This is a genomic window from Cellulomonas sp. EB106-03-03-XG116, from assembly GCF_058792015.1.
In genome coordinates this window covers 35,466-52,605 of sequence record NZ_JBYTEP010000017.1, presented here as the reverse complement: position 1 = coordinate 52,605, position 17,140 = coordinate 35,466, and the positions used below count along the sequence as shown (strand labels likewise).

Annotated in this window: 12 protein-coding genes; 11 read left to right on the top strand and 1 reads right to left on the bottom strand. The window is 74.9% G+C overall.

Annotation, left to right across the window (positions count from 1 at the left end):
• Window positions 1-19 precede the first annotated feature (19 nt).
• The 10 genes from trpB (at window position 20) to AC3WUG_RS08820 (ending at window position 14,826) form a co-directional block, all read left to right on the top strand.
• The gene (gene trpB, locus AC3WUG_RS08865; RefSeq protein WP_492327340.1) at window positions 20-1,321 is read left to right on the top strand and encodes a tryptophan synthase subunit beta; all 1,302 of its coding nucleotides are present in this window, start codon (window positions 20-22) and stop codon (window positions 1,319-1,321) included.
• The gene (trpA, locus tag AC3WUG_RS08860; protein WP_492327339.1) at window positions 1,318-2,139 is read left to right on the top strand and encodes a tryptophan synthase subunit alpha; all 822 of its coding nucleotides are present in this window, start codon (window positions 1,318-1,320) and stop codon (window positions 2,137-2,139) included. The genes trpB and trpA overlap by 4 nt, the downstream gene beginning before the upstream one ends.
• 314 nt (window positions 2,140-2,453) lie before the next feature.
• Window positions 2,454-3,326: a prolipoprotein diacylglyceryl transferase gene (lgt, locus tag AC3WUG_RS08855; protein WP_492327356.1), complete on the top strand. Its 873-nt coding sequence runs from the start codon at window positions 2,454-2,456 to the stop codon at window positions 3,324-3,326.
• A 162-nt stretch (window positions 3,327-3,488) separates the two neighbouring features.
• Entirely contained in the window at window positions 3,489-8,057 is a 4,569-nt protein-coding gene (gene gltB, locus AC3WUG_RS08850; RefSeq protein ID WP_492327338.1) for a glutamate synthase large subunit, read from the top strand.
• Window positions 8,050-9,531, top strand: coding sequence for a glutamate synthase subunit beta (locus tag AC3WUG_RS08845; protein WP_492327337.1), 1,482 nt, complete (start codon window positions 8,050-8,052; stop codon window positions 9,529-9,531). Before gltB ends, AC3WUG_RS08845 begins: the two co-directional genes overlap by 8 nt.
• Before the next feature lie 121 nt (window positions 9,532-9,652).
• Window positions 9,653-11,128 (top strand): glutamate synthase subunit beta, encoded by a 1,476-nt coding sequence (locus tag AC3WUG_RS08840; RefSeq protein ID WP_492327336.1) that lies wholly within the window; start codon window positions 9,653-9,655, stop codon window positions 11,126-11,128.
• Between the two features lie 87 nt (window positions 11,129-11,215).
• Window positions 11,216-12,646: a pyruvate kinase gene (pyk, locus tag AC3WUG_RS08835; RefSeq protein WP_147793674.1), complete on the top strand. Its 1,431-nt coding sequence runs from the start codon at window positions 11,216-11,218 to the stop codon at window positions 12,644-12,646.
• Window positions 12,647-12,885: 239 nt separating this feature from the next.
• The gene (locus AC3WUG_RS08830; RefSeq protein WP_492327335.1) at window positions 12,886-13,527 is read left to right on the top strand and encodes an SRPBCC family protein; all 642 of its coding nucleotides are present in this window, start codon (window positions 12,886-12,888) and stop codon (window positions 13,525-13,527) included.
• Between the two features lie 105 nt (window positions 13,528-13,632).
• Window positions 13,633-14,142 carry a mycothiol transferase gene (locus AC3WUG_RS08825; RefSeq protein WP_492327334.1) on the top strand — a complete coding sequence of 170 codons (510 nt, stop codon included), beginning with the start codon at window positions 13,633-13,635 and terminating at the stop codon, window positions 14,140-14,142.
• Window positions 14,143-14,172: 30 nt separating this feature from the next.
• Window positions 14,173-14,826, top strand: coding sequence for a nucleoside/nucleotide kinase family protein (locus tag AC3WUG_RS08820; RefSeq protein ID WP_492327333.1), 654 nt, complete (start codon window positions 14,173-14,175; stop codon window positions 14,824-14,826).
• A 78-nt stretch (window positions 14,827-14,904) separates the two neighbouring features.
• Here AC3WUG_RS08820 and AC3WUG_RS08815 read toward each other — a convergent pair whose 3' ends face one another.
• Complete coding sequence (locus tag AC3WUG_RS08815) at window positions 14,905-15,744, bottom strand: alpha/beta hydrolase (protein WP_492327332.1); 840 nt, start codon at window positions 15,742-15,744, stop codon at window positions 14,905-14,907.
• A gap of 329 nt (window positions 15,745-16,073) precedes the next feature.
• Between AC3WUG_RS08815 and AC3WUG_RS08810 the strand changes: the two genes are divergently transcribed.
• Window positions 16,074-17,081: a hypothetical protein gene (locus AC3WUG_RS08810; protein ID WP_492327331.1), complete on the top strand. Its 1,008-nt coding sequence runs from the start codon at window positions 16,074-16,076 to the stop codon at window positions 17,079-17,081.
• The last annotated feature ends 59 nt before the right edge of the window (window positions 17,082-17,140 follow it).

Genomic DNA, 17,140 nt, shown 5'->3' with positions numbered 1-17,140 from the left:
AGCCACGAGGAGCACGACGGTGACGACGGGACGCACGGGTCCGCAGGTGACGAGCAGCCCGGGCGGGCCGCTGGCCACGCACGCCGGGCCGTACTTCGGGGACTTCGGCGGCCGGTTCGTCCCGGAGGCGCTGATCGCCGCCCTCGACGAGCTCGACACCGAGTTCCACAAGGCGTCGGCCGACCCCGCGTTCGCGGCGGAGCTGGCGCGGCTGCACCGCACCTACACCGGCCGGCCGAGCCCGCTCACCGAGGTCGAGCGGTTCGCGGAGCACGTCGCGCCCGGCGTCCGGGTGTTCCTCAAGCGCGAGGACCTCAACCACACCGGATCGCACAAGATCAACAACGTGCTGGGTCAGGCGCTGCTGGTGAAGCGGATGGGCAAGACCCGCGTCATCGCCGAGACCGGCGCCGGCCAGCACGGCGTCGCCACCGCGACCGCAGCCGCGCTGCTGGACCTCGAGTGCGTCGTCTACATGGGCGAGGAGGACACCCGGCGCCAGGCGCTCAACGTCGCCCGGATGCGGCTGCTGGGCGCGACGGTCGTCCCGGTGACGATCGGCTCCCGCACGTTGAAGGACGCGATCAACGAGGCGCTGCGCGACTGGGTCGCGAACGTCGACACCACGCACTACCTGCTCGGCACGGTGACGGGCCCGCACCCGTTCCCCGAGATGGTGCGCGACTTCCACAAGATCATCGGCGAGGAGGCGAAGGCCCAGCTCGCGGAGGAGATCGGCCGGCTGCCCGACGCCGTCGCGGCGTGCGTGGGCGGCGGCTCGAACGCCATGGGCATCTTCAACGCGTTCCTCGACGACCCGTCGGTGCGGCTGTTCGGCTTCGAGGCCGGCGGCGAGGGCATCGCGTCGGGCCGGCACGCGTCGCGGTTCAGCGGCGGCTCGCCGGGCGTGCTGCAGGGCACCAAGTCGTACCTGCTGCAGGACGACGACGGCCAGACCCTGCCCAGCCACTCGGTGTCCGCGGGCCTCGACTACCCGAGCGTCGGCCCCGAGCACGCCTGGCTGCACGACATCGGCCGGGCGGAGTACCGCCCGGTGACCGACGCCGAGGCCATGGAGGCGTTCCGGGTGCTGTGCCAGACCGAGGGCATCATCCCGGCCATCGAGTCGGCGCACGCCCTGGCCGGCGCCATCCAGCTCGGCCGCGAGGTCGGCACCTGGGACACCCCGGACGGCCGCGAGCCGGTGATCCTGGTGAACCTCTCCGGGCGCGGGGACAAGGACGTGGCGACCGCGGCGGCGTGGTTCGACCTGATCGAGGACAAGCCGGTCGTCCAGGCCGACGAGGGGGAGCAGCTGTGAGCGACGTCCAGGCGACCACGTCCCGCACCGGCGCCACCCTCGACCGGCTGAAGGCCGAGGGCCGCGGTGCCCTGGTCGGCTACCTGCCGCTCGGCTTCCCCGACGTCGAGGGCTCGGTCCGCGCGGCCGTCGCGATGGTCGAGGCCGGCGTCGACGTGATCGAGCTCGGCCTGCCGTACTCCGACCCGGTCATGGACGGCCCGGTCATCCAGCACGCGGTCGACGTCGCGCTGGCCGGCGGCACCCGGGTGCGGGACGCGTTCGGGGCGGTCGAGCGGATCGCCGCCACCGGCGCCCCGGTGCTGGTCATGACGTACTGGAACCCGGTGCTGCGGTACGGCGTCGACGCGTTCGCGCGCGACCTGGCCGCGGCCGGCGGCGCGGGGCTCATCACGCCGGACCTCATCCCCGACGAGGGGCAGGACTGGCTGGCCGCGTCCGACGCGCACGACCTGGACCGGGTGTTCCTGGTCGCGCCGTCGTCCACCCCCGAGCGCCTGGCGATGACCGCCGCGGCGTCCCGCGGGTTCGTGTACGCGGCGTCGACGATGGGCGTGACGGGGGAGCGGACCACGGTCGGCGCGCGCGCCGAGCAGCTGGTCGCCGACACCCGCGCGGCCGGCGCGGAGCACGTGTGCGTCGGGCTGGGCGTGTCGCAGCCGGAGCAGGCGCGGGACATCGGCCGGTACGCGGACGGCGTCATCGTGGGCTCGGCGTTCGTCCGGGCCCTCGCGGGCGCCGAGACGCGCGAGGCGGGCCTGGAGGCGGTCGCGGCCGTCGCCGCGGGGCTGGCCGAGGGCGTCCGCACCGCCCGCTGACGCGTCCGGCGGCGCCGTGGCGCCCCCGCGCGGCGGCCCGCGCAGGGCTGCTCGCTCCCGGCCACCCGGGCCCCGCGTCCGGCGGCCCCCGCCGCCGCCACACGCGCCCGCGAGGTCGTCACTCGCTGGTGAGGTCGTCACTCACGAGTGACGACCTCGTCGAGTTGTGACGACCTCACCGCGCTGTGACGACCTCACCGGGTTGTGACGACCTCACGGCGCTGTGACGACCCCACGCCCGGCGCCCGCGCCGGCCCCGCCCCCGCGGACCGCCGCGCCGGGCGCGCGCCCTGGTCGCATACAGTGCCCGTGTGATGATCCCCGCCGCGATCCCGAGCCCGCCGCAGGCCGTCTGGTACCTCGGCCCCGTGCCGCTGCGCGCCTACGCCCTCGCGATCCTCGCCGGGATCGTGGTCGCGGTGATCATGACCCAGCGCCGCTGGAAGGAGCGCGGGGGCGACCCCGAGCAGGTCCTCGACATCGTGTTCTGGGCCGTGCCGTTCGGCATCGTCGGCGGCCGGCTCTACCACGTGATCACCAGCCCGGACGCGTACTTCGGCGCGGGCGGCGACCCCGTGCGCGCGCTGTACATCTGGGAGGGCGGCCTGGGCATCTGGGGCGCCGTGGCGCTCGGCGCGGTGGGCGCGTACATCGGCTGCCGCCGCGCCGGGGTGTCGTTCCCGGTGTTCGCGGACGCCCTGGCGCCCGGGCTGCTCGTGGCCCAGGCGATCGGCCGGCTCGGCAACTGGTTCAACCAGGAGCTGTTCGGCGGCCCGACGACCCTGCCGTGGGGCCTGCGGATCGACGACGCGCACCTCCCGGCCGGCTACGAGTCGGGCACGCTGTTCCACCCGACGTTCCTGTACGAGCTGCTGTGGAACCTCGCCGGGGCGGCGCTGATCGTCTACCTGGACCGCCGGCTGCGGCTCGGCCACGGCCGGGCGTTCTGGCTGTACGTGATCGTCTACACGACCGGCCGGCTCTGGATCGAGCTGGTCCGGATCGACCCCGCGGAGATGATCGGCCCGTTCCGGCTCAACGTCTGGACGTCGATCATCGTGCTCCTCGGGGCGCTGGTAGCGTTCGTGGTCGTCGGACGTCGTCATCCTGGACGCGAGACCACACCCCTCCTGCGCGAGACCGAGGCGCAGGACGACGAGGTGGCGGAGCACGGCTCGGCCCGCTGACCGCGGGGAACGCTCGTGTGACCCACCTCACTTTCTCGCGATGTGAGCGCCTGTGTTTCCGGCAGGTATCGTCGCCACACTTGTAGCCCGGGCCGATGACGTCCCAGCCTCCCCCCATTGCTCTACCTGGGCCCGCTCCCCGGGTCCGTGAGGACGGTGCTGATGCCCGCGTCGCCTGTGCGTCCCGGTGCTTCTCCCGTGCAGCAGCAGGGTCTGTACGACCCGGCTGCCGAGCACGACGCCTGCGGTTTCGCGTTCGTCGCGACGCTGCGCGGTACCCCCGGCCGCGACATCGTCGACGCCGGTCTCACCGCCCTGCTCAACCTCGACCACCGCGGCGCGGTCGGTGCGGAGGAGAACAGCGGTGACGGCGCCGGCATCCTGACGCAGATCCCCGACGCGTTCTTGCGGGACGTCGTCGACGCCGAGCTGCCGCCCGCCGGCCACTACGCGATCGGCATGGCCTTCCTGCCGCAGGACGACGAGGAGCGCGCCGTCGCGGTGCGCGCCGTCGAGGCGATCGCGGCCGAGGAGAAGCTCGACGTGCTGGCGTGGCGCGACGTGCAGGTGACGGCCGACCTGGTCGGCCCGACCGCGCGCTCGTCCATGCCGGTGTTCCGCCAGCTGGTCGTGGCGGACCCGTCGCGCGAGCTCGCCGGCATCGACCTGGACCGCCGGGCGTACCGCCTGCGCAAGCGCGCCGAGCGCGAGCTCGCCGTGTACTTCGCCTCGCTGTCGGCCCGCACGCTGTCCTACAAGGGCATGCTCACCACCGGCCAGCTGGAGCCGTTCTTCGCGGACCTCTCGGACCCCCGGTACGCCTCCGAGATCGCGCTGGTGCACTCGCGGTTCTCCACCAACACGTTCCCGTCCTGGCCGCTGGCGCAGCCGTTCCGGTTGATCGCCCACAACGGCGAGATCAACACGGTGCGCGGCAACCGCAACTGGGTCGCGGCGCGCGAGGGGACCCTGCAGTCGGACCTGCTGGGCGACCTGGCCCCGCTGCTGCCGGTGTGCACGCCGGGCGGCTCGGACTCGGGCTCGTTCGACGAGGTCCTCGAGCTGCTGCACCTGGGCGGCCGCTCCCTGCCGCACGCGATCATGATGATGATCCCGGAGGCCTGGGAGAACCACGCGCAGATGGACCCCGCGCGGCGGGCGTTCTACGAGTACCACGCGTCGCTGATGGAGCCGTGGGACGGCCCGGCGGCGATGACGTTCACCGACGGCACGCTCATCGGCTCGGTGCAGGACCGCAACGGCCTGCGCCCCGGCCGGTTCTGGGTGACCGAGGACGGCCTGGTCGTCATGGGCTCCGAGGCGGGCGTGCTCGACCTCGACCCGGCGACGGTCGTCCGCAAGGGCCGCCTGGAGCCCGGCAAGATGTTCCTGGTCGACACCAACCAGGGCCGGATCGTCGAGGACGACGAGATCAAGGCGCAGCTCGCCGCGCAGCGGCCGTACGCCGAGTGGGTCCGGGAGAACTCGGTCTACCTGGAGCAGCTGCCCGAGCGCGAGCACATCGCGCACTCCTCGGCCTCCGTGCGCCGCCGGCAGCGGACCTTCGGGTACACCGAGGAGGAGCTGAAGATCCTCCTGACGCCCATGGGCGCCTCCGGCGCGGAGCCGCTGGGCGCGATGGGCTCGGACACCCCGGTCGCCGTGCTGTCCCAGCGCCCGCGGCTGCTGTTCGACTACTTCACGCAGATGTTCGCGCAGGTGACCAACCCGCCGCTGGACGCCATCCGCGAGGAGCTGGTCACGTCCATCGGCGGCGCGATCGGCCCCGAGCCGAACCTGCTGGACGACACCCCGCTGCACGCGCGCAAGCTCGTGCTGCCGTTCCCGGTGCTCGACAACGACGGCCTGGCCAAGATCGTCAAGATCGACAAGGACCCCGCGATGGCGGGCGTGTTCCGGTCGACGATCGTCCGCGGCCTGTACCGCGCGGCGGGCGGCGGCGAGGCGCTGGAGCAGCGGCTCGAGGAGATCTTCGCCGAGTGCGACCAGGCGATCGCCGACGGCGTGAGCTTCCTCGTGCTGTCCGACCGCGACTCCGACGCGGACCGCGCGCCGATCCCGTCGCTGCTGCTGCTGTCGGCCGTGCACCACCACCTGCTGCGCCGGCACACCCGCACCCAGGTGTCGCTCGTCGTCGAGGCCGGCGACGTGCGCGAGGTGCACCACGTCGCGCTGCTCATCGGCTACGGCGCAGCAGCCGTCAACCCGTACCTGGCGATGGAGACCGTCGAGGACCTGGCCGCCAACGGCTACCTCGCGGGCGTCGCGCCGGAGCAGGCCGTCAAGAACCTCATCAAGGCGCTCGGCAAGGGCGTCCTCAAGGTCATGTCCAAGATGGGCATCTCGACCATCGCGTCGTACCGCGGCGCCCAGGTGTTCGAGGCCATCGGCCTGTCCCAGCCGCTCGTGGACCGGTACTTCACCGGCACCACCAGCCGGCTCGGCGGCATCGGCCTGGACGTCATCGCGGCCGAGGTCGCGGCGCGGCACAACGACGCGTACCCGGCCAACGGCAACCGGCTGGCGCACCGCCGGCTCGCGACCGGCGGCGAGTACCAGTGGCGCCGGGACGGCGAGGAGCACCTGTTCGACCCGGAGACCGTGTTCCGGCTGCAGCACTCCACCCGTACGCGGCAGATGGACGTGTTCCGCGACTACACGCACCGGGTGAACGAGCAGTCGTCCCGCCTCATGACGCTCCGCGGCCTGCTCGAGCTGAAGACCGGCGAGCGGACGCCGGTCCCGGTCGACGAGGTCGAGCCGGTCAGCGAGATCGTCAAGCGGTTCAACACCGGCGCGATGTCCTACGGGTCCATCTCGGCCGAGGCGCACGAGACGCTCGCGATCGCCATGAACCGGCTCGGCGCCAAGTCGAACACCGGCGAGGGCGGCGAGGACCCGGACCGGCTGCACGACCCCGAGCGGCGCTCGGCGATCAAGCAGATCGCGTCCGGCCGGTTCGGCGTCACGTCGGAGTACCTGACGTTCGCGGACGACATCCAGATCAAGCTGGCCCAGGGCGCCAAGCCGGGCGAGGGCGGCCAGCTGCCCGGCCCGAAGGTGTACCCGTGGGTCGCGAAGACCCGGCACTCGACGCCGGGCGTCGGCCTGATCTCGCCGCCGCCGCACCACGACATCTACTCGATCGAGGACCTGGCGCAGCTGATCCACGACGCCAAGAACGCGAACCCGCGGGCGCGGATCCACACCAAGCTCGTCAGCGAGTTCGGCGTGGGCACCGTGGCGGCGGGTGTGGCCAAGGCGCACTCCGACGTCGTGCTCATCTCGGGCCACGACGGCGGCACCGGCGCCTCGCCGCTGACCAGCCTCAAGCACGCGGGCACCCCGTGGGAGATCGGCCTGGCCGAGACCCAGCAGACCCTGGTGCTCAACGACCTCCGCGACCGCGTGGTCGTCCAGGTCGACGGCCAGCTCAAGACCGGCCGCGACGTCATCATCGGCGCGCTGCTCGGCGCCGAGGAGTTCGGCTTCGCGACGGCGCCGCTCGTCGTGTCGGGCTGCATCATGATGCGCGTCTGCCACCTCGACACCTGCCCCGTGGGCGTCGCCACGCAGAACCCCGACCTGCGGTCCCGGTTCACCGGGAAGCCGGAGGTCGTGGTGACGTTCTTCGAGTTCATCGCGCAGGAGGTGCGCGAGCTGCTCGCCGAGCTCGGCTTCCGCAGCATCGAGGAGGCCGTCGGCCACGTCGAGCTGCTGGACTCCCGCAAGGCCGTCGAGCACTGGAAGGCGCAGGGCCTCGACCTGACGCCGGTGCTCGCCGTCCCGGAGCCGCTGCCGGGCTCGGCCCTGCACCACGTGCAGGACCAGGACCACGGCCTCGACCGCGCGCTGGACAACCAGTTCATCGCGATGGCGTCGGACGCCTTGGAGGACGCCCGCCCGGTCCGCATCGAGCTGCCGGTCCGCAACGTCAACCGCACCGTCGGCACGATGCTCGGCCACGAGGTCACCCGCCGGTACGGCGGGGCGGGCCTGCCCGACGGCACCATCGAGGTCGCGCTCACCGGGTCGGCGGGGCAGTCGTTCGGCGCGTTCGTCCCGCGCGGCATCACGCTGCGCCTCGAGGGCGACGCGAACGACTACGTCGGCAAGGGCCTGTCGGGCGGCCGGATCGTCGTGCGGCCCGACCGCAACGCAGTGCTGAGCGGCGAGCACAACGTCATCGCCGGCAACGTCATCGGCTACGGAGCCACGTCGGGCGAGATGTTCCTGCGCGGCGTCGTCGGCGAGCGGTTCGGCGTCCGGAACTCCGGCGCCACCCTCGTCGTCGAGGGCGTGGGCGACCACGGCTGCGAGTACATGACCGGCGGCACCGTCCTGGTGCTCGGCCGGACCGGCCGCAACTTCGCGGCGGGCATGTCGGGCGGCACGGCCTACGTGCTCGACCTCAAGCCCGAGCGCGTCAACGTGCAGGCCGTCGCGGCCGGCGAGCTGGGTCTCGACCCGCTCGACGACGAGGACGCGGCGCTGGTGACCGACCTGCTGCGGCGGCAGGCGGAGGAGACCGGGTCGCGCGTCGCGGCCGAGCTCCTCGCCGACCCCGCGGCGACCCGTGCCCGGTTCACCCGGGTGCGGCCGACCGAGTACTCCCGCGTCCGCGCGGCGCTGGCGAAGGCGGAGGCCGACGGCCTCGACCCGAGCGCGCCCGGCGTGTGGGAGGGCATCCTGGAGGTGGCTCGTGGCTGACCCCCGCGGCTTCATGAAGGTGCGGGAGCGCGAGCTGCCCGCCAACCGTCCGGTGCCCCTGCGGCTCATGGACTGGCGCGAGGTGCACGAGCACCGCAGCGCCCAGGACGACCCGCAGTCGGCGACCCTGCTGCACCGGCAGGCCGGGCGCTGCATGGACTGCGGCGTCCCGTTCTGCCACAACGGCTGCCCGCTGGGGAACCTCATCCCCGAGTGGAACGACCTGGTGTGGCGGGGCCAGTGGGGCGACGCGATCGAGCGCCTGCACGCCACGAACAACTTCCCGGAGTTCACGGGCCGGATCTGCCCGGCCCCGTGCGAGTCGGCCTGCGTGCTGGGGATCAACCAGCCCGCGGTGACGATCAAGAACATCGAGGTCTCGATCATCGACGAGGCCTTCGACCGGGGCCTGGTGCACCCGCAGGTGCCGCAGCGCCTGTCCGGGCACACCGTCGCCGTGGTCGGCTCGGGGCCCGCCGGGCTCGCGGCCGCGCAGCAGCTCACCCGCGCCGGGCACACCGTCGCGGTGTACGAGCGGGACGACGCGATCGGCGGCCTGCTCCGGTACGGCGTGCCGGACTTCAAGCTCGAGAAGCGGCACATCGACCGCCGGCTCGAGCAGATGGCCGCCGAGGGCACCCGGTTCCGCCCGAACGTGGCGATCGGCCGGGACATCACCTGGGCGCAGCTCCGGTCCCGGTACGACGCCGTCGTGGTCGCCACCGGCTCGACCGTGCCGCGCGAGCTGCCGCTGCCCGGCCGCGACCTGGCGGGCATCCACCCGGCCATGGACTACCTGTCCCGGTCGAACAAGCTCGTCGCGGGCCAGGACGTCCCGGACGCCATCGACGCGGCGGGCAAGCACGTCGTCGTCATCGGCGGCGGCGACACCGGCTCGGACTGCGTCGGCACCGCGCTGCGCCAGGGCGCCGCGTCCGTCACGACGCTCGCCATCGGCAAGCAGCCGCCGACCGAGCGCCCGGCGAACGCCCCGTGGCCGACCGACCCGGTGCTGTTCGAGGTCTCGTCCTCGCACGAGGAGGGCGGCCAGCGCGACTACCTGGCGTCGACCGTGGCGTTCCTGGGCGACGACGAGGGCCGCGTGACCCACCTGCGGCTCGCGACCACCGAGTACCTGCCCGACGGCCGCCGCGTCCCGGCGGCCGGCACCGAGCGGGACATCCCGGCGGACCTGATCCTCATCGCGATGGGCTTCACCGGCCCGGAGACCGAGGAGCTCGTCGGCCAGGCCGGCGTCGACCTGACGGCCCGCGGCACCGTGGCGCGGTCGGACGACTTCGCCACCAACGTGCCCGGCGTGTTCGTCGCCGGCGACGCGGGCCGCGGCCAGTCGCTCATCGTGTGGGCGATCGCCGAGGGCCGCGCCGCGGCCGCCGCGGTGGACACCTACCTGGGCGGCAGCACCGAGCTGCCCGCGCCGGTCACGGCGGGGACGGTGGCGCTCCGGGCCTGAGCCCGCGCCGCTCCGCTCCGCCAGGACGCCCGCCGGCCCCGCACCCGGGGCCGGCGGGCGTCGTGCGTGCGGGACGTCCGGCCCACCCGGTCGCCGGCCGCGGCGCCTAGCGTCACCGGGCATGGCCGACCCCAAGGGCTTCCTCACCCACCGCGCGCGCGAGACGCCGCCGAACCGCCCCGTCCCGGTGCGGCTGCTGGACTGGCGCGAGGTGCACGGCCACCGCGCCGGGCACCCGGACGACGTGGCCCGCGTGCAGCGGCAGGCGTCCCGGTGCATGGACTGCGGCGTGCCGTTCTGCCACCACGCCTGCCCGCTCGGGGCGCTCGCGCCCGAGTGGAACGACCTCGCCTGGCGCGGGCAGTGGGCCGACGCCGCCGAGCGGCTGCACGCGACGCACACGTTCCCGGAGATCACCGGGCGGGTCTGCCCGGCGCTCTGCGAGGCGTCCTGCGTCCTCGGCCTGCACGACGAGGCGGTGACGATCCGCGAGGTGGAGCTCGCGATCGCCGAGGAGGCGTTCGACCGCGGGCTCGTCGTGCCGCAGGTGCCGCAGCGGCTCACCGGGCAGACCGTGGCCGTCGTCGGCTCCGGCCCGGCGGGGCTGGCGGCCGCGCAGCAGCTCACCCGCGCCGGGCACACCGTCGTCGTGCACGAGCGCGCGGACGCGCCCGGCGGGCTGCTCCGGTACGGCATCCCGGAGTACAAGCTCGAGAAGCGCGTCCTGGACCGCCGGCTGGACCAGATGCGGGCGGAGGGCACCCGGTTCCGCTGCGGGGTCGACGTCGGCGTGGACGTCACGGGCGAGGAGCTGCGTGCGCGGTTCGACGCCGTGCTGGTCTGCGTCGGCTCGACCGTGCCGCGGGACCTGCCGGTGCCCGGCCGGGACCTGGCGGGCGTGCTCCCGGCGATGGAGTACCTGGTGCCGGCCAACCGGGCCGCGGCGGCGGGCGGGGAGCCCGTGCCGGGCCAGCCGCTCGCGACCGGGCTGGACGTCGTCGTGATCGGCGGCGGCGACACCGGGGCGGACTGCCTCGGGACGGCGCTGCGCCAGGGCGCCCGGTCGGTCACGCAGCTGGAGATCATGCCGGAGCCGCCGACCGCCCGGCGGGACGTCGACCCGTGGCCGGTGTGGCCGCTGCTGCTGCGCGTCTCCTCGGCGCACGAGGAGGGCGGCGAGCGCGCGTACGCGGTCACCACCGAGGAGGTCCTGGGCGACGCCGACGGCCGGGTGCGGGCGCTGCGGGTGCGCGACGTCCGCCTGGTGGACGGCCGGCCGGAGCCCGCGGGTCCCGACCGCGAGCTGCCCGCGCAGCTGGTGCTGCTCGCCCTCGGGTTCACCGGGCCGGAGCCGTCTCCGCTGCTCGCGCAGCTCGGGCTGGTGATCGGCGGGCGACGGACGGTGGAACGTCAGGAGAACTTCGGGACCGAGGTCCCAGGTGTCTACGTGGCCGGTGACGCAGGACGCGGGCAGTCGCTCGTCGTCTGGGCCGTGGCGGAGGGTCGGGCCGCCGCGGCGGCCGTAGACTCTGACCTGTCTGGCAGCACCGCCCTGCCTGCTCCGGTCACCGCGAGCACCGTGGCGATGCGTCCGTAGACCATCAACCGCGCACGTCCCGGCAGGCCCGGCCCACCAGGACGTTCGGTCCGAACCGTCTGTCACGAAAGGCCTAGGCTTTCCCCCATGCGTAGAGCGAAGATCGTCTGCACCATCGGCCCCGCCACGGAGTCCGCCGAGCAGATCCAGGCCCTTGTCGACGCCGGGATGGACGTGGCGCGGCTGAACCGCAGCCACGGCGACACCGAGGTGCACGAGCGCGTGTACAACAACGTGCGCGCCGCCGCGAAGGCCTCGGGCCGTTCCGTGGCCGTCCTGGTCGACCTCCAGGGCCCGAAGATCCGCCTCGGCCGGTTCGTCGAGGGCAAGCACTACCTCAACGAGGGTGACACCTTCACCATCACCACCGAGGACGTGCCGGGCACCAAGGAGCTCGTCTCCACCACCCACAAGGGCCTGGCCGGCGACGCCCGCGTGGGCGACCCGCTGCTGATCGACGACGGCCGCGTCCTCGTGCGCGTCACCGCCGTCGAGGGCCCGCGCGTCGTCACCCGCGTCGAGGTGGCCGGCCCGGTCTCCAACAACAAGGGCATCAACCTGCCCGGCGTGGCCGTCTCCGTGCCCGCCATGAGCGAGAAGGACGAGGAGGACCTGCGCTGGGCCCTCCGCGTCGGCGCCGACATCATCGCGCTGTCCTTCGTCCGCAACGCCGCCGACTACGACGACGTGCGCCGGATCATGGAGGAGGAGGGCCGGGTCGTCCCGGTCATCGCCAAGGTCGAGAAGCCGCAGGCCGTCGAGGCCCTGGCGGAGATCGTCGACGCGTTCGACGGCATCATGGTCGCCCGCGGCGACCTCGGCGTCGAGCTCCCGCTGGAGCAGGTGCCGCTGGTGCAGAAGCGCGCGGTCGAGCTCGCCCGCCGCAACGCCAAGCCGGTCATCGTCGCCACCCAGGTGCTCGAGTCGATGACCAACAACCCGCGCCCGACCCGCGCCGAGACCTCCGACTGCGCCAACGCGGTGCTCGACGGCGCCGACGCGGTCATGCTCTCCGGCGAGACCTCCGTGGGCGAGTACCCGATCGAGACCGTGCGCACCATGGCCCGGATCATCGAGGCGACCGAGGAGCTCGGCCGGGAGCGCATCGCCCCGCTCGGCTCGACCCCGCACACCCGCGGTGGCGCGATCACCCGCGCGGCGGCCGAGATCGGCGAGACCCTCGGCGTGAAGTACCTCGTGACCTTCACGCAGTCCGGCGACTCCGCGCGCCGCATGTCCCGCCTGCGCTCGTCCATCCCGCTGCTGGCGTTCACCCCGCAGACCTCGGTCCGCAACACCCTGTCGCTGAGCTGGGGCACGCAGACGTACGAGGTGCCGCAGGTCGAGCACACCGACGCGATGGTCCAGCAGGTCGAGTCCACCCTGCGCGCGCAGGGCCTCGCCGAGGTGGGCGACTACGTCGTCGTCGTGGCCGGTACGCCGGTCGGCGTCGTCGGGTCGACCAACTCGATCATCGTGCACAAGATCGGCGACGACGCCTCGGGCCGCGTGGCCTGAGCCGTCCCGCTCACGCGTGAGGGGCCCCGCAGCGCACGCGCGCCGCGGGGCCCCTCGCGCGTGCGGCGCGGTGCCGCGCCGCGCCGCGCCGCCGAGTCTCCGTTCCCGGCCTCTGCCCGCGGGCGCAGCCGCAGGCGCGACGTGGAGACTCGGCGCTGCGGCGGTCGAGCGGGTCGGGTGGGGCGGCGTGGGACCGACGGCCCTGGTGCGGGGGTCCGGGACGGTGTTGCGTGGAGCGCATGACCTCCCACCGCGCCGTGCGCGCGCTCGCGATCGCGGCCACGGCGGCCGTCGGCTACTCCCTCGCCCGCGGGCGGGCGCTGCACTGGGGCGCGTCCCAGGTGGAGCGGTCGGTCGGGCTCCCGGGCGACGACCTGGTCCCCGACGCGGACCTGGTCGCGACCCGGGCGATCACGGTGCACGCCCCCGCGGAGCGGGTGTGGCCCTGGCTGGTGCAGCTGGGCCAGGGGCGCGGCGGCTTCTACAGCTACGACGCGCTGGAGGGCCTGCTCGGGCTCGGCATCACGAGCGCCGACCGGATCGAGCCGCGCTGGCAGGAGCTCGCGGTCGGCGACGAGGTGCGGCTGGCCCCGCAGGTCGGCCTGGCGGTGGCGGTGCTCGAGCCGCCCCGCGCGCTGGTGCTGCACGGCGCCGGCCCGTCGCTCCCGGATGAGGACGTGCCGCCGTTCGACTTCGCGTGGGCGTTCGTGCTGCGCCCGGGCCCGATGCCGGGCAGCTGCCGCCTGGTCGTGCGCGAGCGGTACGCGTACGCCGAGCCGTGGGCGCGCTGGATGGTCGAGGGCGTGTCCTGGGTGAGCCTGCTGATGACCGAGCGGATGCTGCGCGGCGTGCGGGACCGGGCCCAGGCCGCGTCGGACTGAGCGGGGGAGCCGCGCCGCCCGGCGCGCACGTGTCACCACCTCGGCCTACGGTCGTGACGACCGGGACGAGGGCCGCCCGCGCGGCGGCCGGCGAGGGGAGTGCGTGTGGACGGCGTGGCGGTGCTGCAGGACGGGTTCGGCCGGATCGGCGACCTGGTGCACGGGGTGCTGGACGGGCTGGGGGAGGACGAGCTGACCGCCCGGCTCGGCCCGGAGGCGAACACGATCGCCTGGCTCGTGTGGCACCTGGCCCGGGTCGAGGACGCGCAGGTGGCCGACGTCGCCGGCACGGAGCAGGTGTGGACCGCCGACGGCTTCGCCGAGCAGTTCGACCTGCCGTTCGACACGGACGCCACCGGCTACGGGCAGAGCCCGGAGGAGGTGGCGCAGGTGCGCGTCGAGGGCGCCCTCCTGCGCGCCTACGCGGACGCCACCCGCGCCGCGACCGACGCCTACCTCGGCCGGCTGTCCGAGGAGGACCTGGGCCGCGTGGTCGACGAGCGCTGGGACCCGCCGGTCACGGTCGGCGTGCGCCTGGTGAGCGTGCTGGGCGACGTGCTCGAGCACGCGGGGCAGGCGGCGTTCGTGAAGGGCGTCGTGACGTCGCGGTCCTGAGCGCCGCGCGCGGCGGGGCAGACTGACCCGGTGCGCGTCGAGCCCGTGAGCCCCGAGGTCCTGGTCGCGCGCCTGGTGGACCGGGTGGCCGACGGGCTGGCCGCCGCACGCGCCGTCGACGGCCCGGACCGGCGCTGGCGGGTGCTGCTGGACGGCGCGCCCCCGACGGGACCCGGGGCGCTGGCCGACGCGCTCGTCGAGCCGCTGCGCGCCCGGGGGCACGCCGCCGTCCGGGTCGCGGCCGGGGACTTCCTGCGCCCGGCGGGCGTGCGGTTCGAGCACGGCCGCGAGGACCCGGACGCCCTGCTCGACGACGCCCTGGACTCCGGCGCGCTGATCCGCGAGGTGCTCGACCCGCTCGGGCCGGGCGGGGACGGCACCTACCTCCCGGCGCTGTGGGACGCGGCGCGTGAGCGGTCGGCCCGCGCCACCCGGGTGCCGACCGCGCCCGGCACGGTGCTGCTGCTGGACGGCGGCCTGCTGCTCGGGCGGTGGCTGCCCGCGGACCTCACGGTGCACCTGGCGGTGCGGCCCGACACGCTCGCGCGGCGCACCCCGCCCGCCGAGGCGTGGCGGCTGCCCGCCGAGGAGCGGTACCGCGCCGAGGCCGACCCGGAGCGCGCCGCGGACGTGGTGGTGCGGGTGGACGACCCGCGGCGGCCGGGGTGGGTCGTGGAGGCCTGACCAGGTGCGCAGGTCGCCGGAGCCCGCGTGACCGGCGCGGAGCGGCGCCGCCGCAGCGCCGCCGCTCCGCGTCGGGGCTCAGCCCGCCTCGACCGCCGGCCGGACCGCGTGCGCGACGGCCCACTCCAGCGCCCGGTCCGCGACGGCCTCCCAGCCCGGCTCGGCGCAGGTCCAGTGCGACCGGCCCGGGATCTCGACGTACTCGGTGACCGCGGGGGACTTGCCGTACTTCTTCGCGTTCCCGCGGTTCACCGACGGCGGCATGATGTGGTCCTCCCCGCCGGCGAGGAACAGCAGCGGCGCGCGGTCCGCGTCGTAGTCGACCCAGGTCTCCTGGTGGCCCGGCTTGAAGTTGGCGATCAGCCCGTACGCCCACAGCCATGACCCGGGCGCCCCGATGGCGTACCGCTCCCAGGCGGCGTCCGAGTCCTCCCGGCTGAGCGTGTTCGCGAACGCGTAGTGGAACTGCTCGGGCGTGAACGACACCGCCTCGTGCCGGGTGGACGGGTGCGTGAACGTCGGCAGCAGCGCGCGGAGCTGGGACGGCGGCGTGACGTAGACGTTCTCGGTCGGCGCGGAGTCGATCACCACCGCCGCCGCCCCGAGGCCCCGGGCGAGCAGCAGCTGCGTGAGCGTCCCGCCGAAGGAGTGCCCGATGATGATCGGCGGGGCGTCGAGGCCCTCGATGATCCCGGCGAGGTGGTCGACGACGTCGGGCACGGTCAGCGCGGCGATGACGGACGGGTCGGCGCGCAGCGCCTCGACCTCGACCTCGAAGCCCGGGTACGCGGGCGCGAGCACGCGGTAGCCCTTCGCCTCGTAGTAGGGGACCCAGTGCTCCCACGAGCGGGGGGTCATCCAGAGGCCGTGCACCAGGACGATCGTGTCCGGGGCGCCGGCGGGCAGCGGTGCGGTCATGAGGTGCTCCCAGGGTGGTGGGGTGGTGGGACGGGACGGTGCGCAGACCCGGGGGCCTGCGTGATGTGGGTCGCGGTCTCGCACGGTGGCACCAGGGGGACCGGGCGCGCGGCCGGACCGGACGGGTCCGGGCCGCGGCGGGGCTCCCCGGCCGCATCATGGCGTGGTTCGGGTGCGCCGCGGAAGCCCACGGGTCCGCCGAGACGGCGACTCTCGGCTGCGCGGAGGGCGGTGCGCGCAGCCGAGAGCTGCCGTCTCGGCGGCGTCCGGGGCCGCGGAGGAGGATGCTAGAGGGCAGGGCGACCAGCCCGGGCGCGAGGAGGCGGACGATGAACGCGGCGACGGTGCGGCGGCAGGACCACGGCGGGGGCGATGCCCCGAGCACCCCCGAGTACGACGCGTTCGGGCCCTGGGTGGACCCGGTGCGCACCGCCGAGGAGGTCCCGCCGCTGTACCGGGACCACCCGGTGGACCTCGCGGGCAGCCGGCTGGTGCTCAAGGTGCCGCGCGACATCGCCCGCCGGGACGCGACCCCGGACATGGACCTGTACGACCACCTCCTCGTGCTCGGAGCGGACCGGTTCACCGCGCTGAGCCGGCGGACCGGCGGCGACCCCGCGTCGCGCGGGCGCGGGGCGGCGCGGACGGCGGGCGGCCGCGGGTACGACGTGGTCGAGGTGCCGTACGACCAGGTCGCCGCGGTCGGGACGAGCATCGACCTGCTCGACGGGCGGCTCACGGTGCACGCGCTCTCCGGCCCGTCGGTCGCGGTGCGGTTCAGCGGGTCCTCGGCCGACGTGGTCGAGGGGTTCGTCGACACGCTGCGCACGCTCGCCTGGCCCGTGCCGACGTCCGGCGACCCGGCCCCGCGGGACCCCACGGCGGGCGCGCCCGGGCTCGGGCGGCTCGACCGCCGCGCGCTCGGCGAGAAGGAGATCGGCCTGGTGTCGGCGTACCGCGAGGTCGCGGACCGCGAGCCCGGGCTGCGGGCGCTCGCGGCGCACCCCCGGCGGACCGTGCTGCCGCTGCGCGGCGGGGTGTCCCGGGCCGTGCACCTGCTGCACCCGATGACGGTGCAGGCGGCCGTCGTCGCGTCTGACGGCCGCGAGCTGCAGGTGTTCGGCCGGCGGGCGTGGCTCGCGCGCGGCCGCACGCCGGTGCACTCCGAGTCCCGGGTGGTGCTGCCGCTCGACCGGCTCACCGAGGTGCGCGCCGTGCCGCACCCGGCGTACGCGGGCGTCGTGGTCGTGACCCTGCGGTCCGGCGACGCGGCGCTCGACCTGCCGGTCCCGGCCGGCTCGGACGCCGAGCGGGTGCTGGCGGGCCTGCTCCGCTGACCCGGGGGGGGGGGGGGGGGGGGGGGGGGGGGGGGGGGGGGGGGGGGGGGGGGGGGGGG

What these genes read in the sequence shown, in the direction of transcription:
- AC3WUG_RS08810 (WP_492327331.1), top strand. Translation starts at nt 16,074, where the DNA reads ATGAACGCGGCGACGGTGCGGCGGCAGGACCACGGCGGGGGCGATGCC.
- AC3WUG_RS08840 (WP_492327336.1), top strand. Translation starts at nt 9,653, where the DNA reads ATGGCCGACCCCAAGGGCTTCCTCACCCACCGCGCGCGCGAGACGCCG.
- pyk (WP_147793674.1), top strand. Translation starts at nt 11,216, where the DNA reads ATGCGTAGAGCGAAGATCGTCTGCACCATCGGCCCCGCCACGGAGTCC.
- gltB (WP_492327338.1), top strand. Translation starts at nt 3,489, where the DNA reads ATGCCCGCGTCGCCTGTGCGTCCCGGTGCTTCTCCCGTGCAGCAGCAG.
- AC3WUG_RS08830 (WP_492327335.1), top strand. Translation starts at nt 12,886, where the DNA reads ATGACCTCCCACCGCGCCGTGCGCGCGCTCGCGATCGCGGCCACGGCG.
- AC3WUG_RS08815 (WP_492327332.1), bottom strand. Translation starts at nt 15,744, where the DNA reads ATGACCGCACCGCTGCCCGCCGGCGCCCCGGACACGATCGTCCTGGTG.
- lgt (WP_492327356.1), top strand. Translation starts at nt 2,454, where the DNA reads ATGATCCCCGCCGCGATCCCGAGCCCGCCGCAGGCCGTCTGGTACCTC.